Origin of the sequence: Pectobacterium fontis (assembly GCF_000803215.1) — a bacterium.
GTDB classification, from domain to species: Bacteria; Pseudomonadota; Gammaproteobacteria; order Enterobacterales; family Enterobacteriaceae; genus Pectobacterium; species Pectobacterium fontis.
The window spans coordinates 1-4,224 of sequence record NZ_JSXC01000069.1; the positions used below are offsets into that span (position 1 = coordinate 1).

General features: G+C 43.7%; 3 protein-coding genes and 1 pseudogene. All 4 read left to right on the plus strand.

The annotated features are described in order from the left end of the window. The first annotated feature begins 275 nt into the window (after positions 1–275). On the plus strand, positions 276–839 hold the full coding sequence (locus OI69_RS18395) for a hypothetical protein (RefSeq protein WP_039353977.1): 564 nt from the start codon (positions 276–278) through the stop codon (positions 837–839). A gap of 252 nt (positions 840–1,091) precedes the next feature. Further along, positions 1,092–1,355 carry a hypothetical protein gene (locus tag OI69_RS18900; RefSeq protein WP_154715585.1) on the plus strand — a complete coding sequence of 88 codons (264 nt, stop codon included), beginning with the start codon at positions 1,092–1,094 and terminating at the stop codon, positions 1,353–1,355. A gap of 153 nt (positions 1,356–1,508) precedes the next feature. Further along, positions 1,509–2,066, plus strand: coding sequence for a hypothetical protein (locus OI69_RS18405; protein WP_039353980.1), 558 nt, complete (start codon positions 1,509–1,511; stop codon positions 2,064–2,066). A gap of 76 nt (positions 2,067–2,142) precedes the next feature. Continuing rightward, positions 2,143–4,206, plus strand: a pseudogene (locus OI69_RS18410) (NERD domain-containing protein); the annotation flags it as partial. Between the last annotated feature and the right edge of the window lie 18 nt (positions 4,207–4,224).

A 4,224-nucleotide genomic window follows, 5' to 3' on the forward strand; every position in this document is an offset into this window, starting at 1 on the left:
CTAAATCAAGGACAGATCACCTCTCACATTGTGGCACAGGGTCAACTAACAAAGACCAGTGATGGATTAACGGTAACGTGGAAAGGGAAAAGTTACTGGGGTCAGAGATAATAAAAAATATTTTAAAGATAATTATATGGCGATGTCATTCAAAAGAATTCATTCATGCGTGATTTCTGATTGATATCTAAGAACCTACAAAAATGGCGTATTGAAAATACCTATATGAATATTACTCTGGGCTGAAAGGAAGTTTTTAACTAGTTGAGGATTTTATGATTTTGTATCATGGAACTATCGTGCCAGGCATTAAGCAATTTCGTATCGGTGTCACTGGCAAAGGTGAACTTGATACCCCTGTTAATTGCATATGGTTGACTGACACCTTTGCAGCAGCTAAAACCCATGCACTAAGCTTCTCAAAACACCGACAGAATTCTACAAATGCTTATATTTATGAGGTAGAGATAGCCTGTGATGCTATTGTTGCAGATACTGGAAAAAGGAAGGAGATACAGAGTTCTGTTAATAAAAAGATAGTCTGTTCACATTCCGGTGCTTTATCTTATCTACTAGGAAAACATGACTGGTTAAGCGCTATAAGTTACGCTGTTGGTGATGAGGGGTATGTTGCTTCGAAAAACGGGATGTTTGAAATACTCCTTGATGCTGGTGTACATTTACTGGCGAATCCTGCTTTTGATTTCGAAACAGCCAAAAGCAAATCTAAACCCAACATTTTTTCTAATCCGGGAAGTGGAATTGATTACGCTTTGTTGGATGTTACGAAGGCTACAATATTGAATTGCACACAAGTTTGTGGAAAAGAGCCACAATAGTTACAAATCCAAAATTACAATGGAAAAATGCAAGGAGGTTTTTAATTGACAGTGCTTCAAGTAGTGGGATGCCCGGTGCTTCAGTATTTTATTATAATAATAAAGGGGGTGTGAATATACTTGGTTGCAACATTAATATTGGTCGCGTTGCTGCTATTCATGCAGGGATCTATGTTGGCAGCGTCGGTGTTACTGATAAGGCTGGCCCGCAGGTTGGGATTGTTTGGCACTCCTCTGTTATCAATGAAATAATTGACGGGGAAGTTTTTTGATTTTCATCCAAATCAAATTGAAATGGGGCGCCGCGATATCGAGAACGTTATAAAGGCACAGTTGAAAAAATTAAGTGTTAAGGGTATAGACAATATCCTAAATGAAAATTCCCCTGATCGTCATTATGCTTATAGTGACATTATTAAAAACATAAAAGGCAGGGCCAAGTCGGAGGGACTGATGTTGCTTATACTCGAAGTAACAGCCGCTTATGATGGGCCTCTGGTTGAGGTTGAAAGTTAATGCAACCTGGGTAATCAATACTGTCATGCTGCAGGGTTAATTAATTATGCATTTTGTTGCGCTCTTCAAATACAGTTATTCCAACTTTATTCAGGGCATTTCCCCCTGCCTGTTATATAGTATTTCACTTTAGACTCACGCTGAGAATGAACCATGAAAAAACCACAGCAGTCATACGACCTGCCTATTCCTGACGACGACTACAAAATGGCTTACGTCATGGAACGCGATAAGCTGAATTTCGAGTCCCGCGACATCTGGGTTTACCTAGGGGCTGACGTCGCTGACCCCACCTTTGCAAAGGTAGGGATAACGATGAAAAATATGGGTTCCCGATCATCCAGTTCCGCCAACCCCCGATATTACCTGTTCTGTGCCTTCCAGTGCCGCCACGACACAACAAAAGAAAGGCTCAGACAGATTGAAAAAGGTGCTTTGAACTATCTTGATGCCGTATTTGGTTCTGAAAAACGAGAGCGTCATGTGGAGTCACAATTATTGTCTGAATGTTATTATGGTATCAATTTTGAGGATTTCTTTTTTCACCTGCACGATTACCTGTGGGAGAAGCACTACGGGGATTTTCAGGCTTGTGATTACGTGAGTGAAGCAAATCCAGACTGGGTCTACGGCGGTGTGCTTTCATTTGAGTTCAACGAGCGTGTGACACTCGATGTTAGAAAGCGTTATCTGAATATGATTGTCAAATAAAACCTTCTGTTTTTAATGACCTGCTTTCTAAGCAAATTTAGACTGAAATCTAAGGGGAACTCCGTTGGAAGTTGAAATGTGGGATGGTGGCTTACAAGAGCAGGAAGTGTTGGCTATCGAGAAAATAAAGGCTGCTTTTTCAGTCAACGTATCTAAGTCTGACAAGCCTGTCCGTGGCGGCTCAATTGGTGAGCAACTACAAAGCTATGGTTTTACCGGCAATGGAATGTTCCCCTGGAAAGGTTATGCAGGTTTTCGATTTGTTGAGGCAAAAATAGAGGGTGAATTCGATTTAGTTATTGTCACACACTGCAACGTGATCATTGTTGAACTTAAAGACTGGAACCATCAGCCTGTAACCGCGCGCGGAGATACCTGGTATAAGGGTGACAAGAACATGGGGCGCTCGCCCGTAAGCGTGACCCGTGGCAAAAAATTCATGCTGGACAACAAACTCAAGCGTCTGGTAGACCGTTTTACGAACAAAGGCTATACCCCGATTGTTCATTTCTTTGTTGTGATGACCGGCAATGCGGACTTCAGCGTGCTGCCGGAGGAACAACTCCATCATACGATCTCGTTAAAAGATTTTCTGAAGTTTGCCGATCGCAGGACATTCAATAGCTACTTCAAACCGCATCGAGGCTCCGAGGTTCTTAACAAGGATTTTCCTCTTTTTGATAACCTGTTCCTGGGGCCTCAGACGGCACCAAAAGCCCTGAGAGTTAATGGCTACGAAGCTAAGGATATGATTTTCGAACATCCTAAAAAGGCGTATCGGGAATATCTGGCAAAATCTGAGATATCAACGAACAGCGAAGCGCTACTCAGAGTGTGGGATTTTAGGAATATCGCGGGAACGAAAGCGAACACCCCGGAAGGACGAGCTCAGATCGTTTCACGTGAGCGCGAAGTGTTACAGCACATCAATCACCAGAACCGTGACCTGTATAACCACTGCCTGAGGTCTCTGACGAGTTTTCAGAAAGACGAGGTGACGGCCGAGTACAGCGAAGTCTATGAGCTTCCGCCGGGTCATGTCCGGTTTAACGAATTTATCGGAAAATATGGCAAGGCGTTTTCTGATATTGATCGCTTGAATGTGGTTAAACTGCTCATTGCTAAGTTTAGCGATCTCCATGAGATGAAAATTGCGCACAGGGATATCGCCGATCACAGCCTGTGGATTTCACCTTCAAAAGAAGTTGCCCTTTCGAACTTTATTTCGGCATACCACCGGCCAGCCGGAACAGTCGGCGATTACCGTAAGCTCTTATCCGTAGGTGCAGTCGAGGTAAAAGACATGCTTGATGAGGGCGAGCTTACGCCTTTTCAGCAGGATGTTCATGCCCTGGGCCTTGTAGCCTGGCACTTGTTAAGCGGTAAGCGCATGTCGCCAAAGAGTCTGAAGGTAGTACAGGACAATATGCTAAACAGCCAACACTGGTATTCATATGTATTACTGGATGCCGTTGCTGCAAAATTTGCTTCCGCGACTGAATTCTTTGATGTCCTGAAACAGGCCGAACCTGCGGGCAAGGCTATCCCAACATTTGATGATACTGAGCTTGACCCTTACCGGCATGCTATCAACCACTCTCGTCAGTACCGGGAAGACGATGACTTTCTGGTAGAAACATCCGACAAAGAAGTCTATATCTCGGGTGGAAGGGTCGTGAAGGCTTGGCTGAACGTGGGGGGGCAGGGAGACGATCCGTCAATAAACTTCCAGGTTATGAAGTTTTTAAAACAGGTTGAGCAGCTTTCTTTAGTTAAACCAACGTATCTGCCTGAAATTCGTGAATTCGGTATTGCATCCAAATCATCAAGTCTGTACATGGTCACGGATCAGGTACAGGGAGAAACCTGGGATAAAATGGTGGTTCCGGATGATGAAAAAATCGACCTCATTGATAAGTTTGTCGCCGCCGTTGAGCACTTGCACGGACTGGGGGTTTCTCACGGGGACATCCATCCTGGCAATGTGATGCTTGGAACACAGAGTCGTTTGCTTTTCCTCATCGATATCCCCGATTTTTCACCGTCCGGTGACGAAACTAAAAACCACAACTACAGCCCTGAATACATCGATAATTGTACTTCCTTTGAACGCGACAACTATGCAGTGATGAAGATCTCTGTAGTGGCATAGTAAATT

Bases quoted from the DNA above. Each gene is read 5' to 3' on its own strand.
- OI69_RS18395 (WP_039353977.1), top strand. From the start codon at position 276: ATGATTTTGTATCATGGAACTATCGTGCCAGGCATTAAGCAATTTCGT.
- OI69_RS18405 (WP_039353980.1), top strand. From the start codon at position 1,509: ATGAAAAAACCACAGCAGTCATACGACCTGCCTATTCCTGACGACGAC.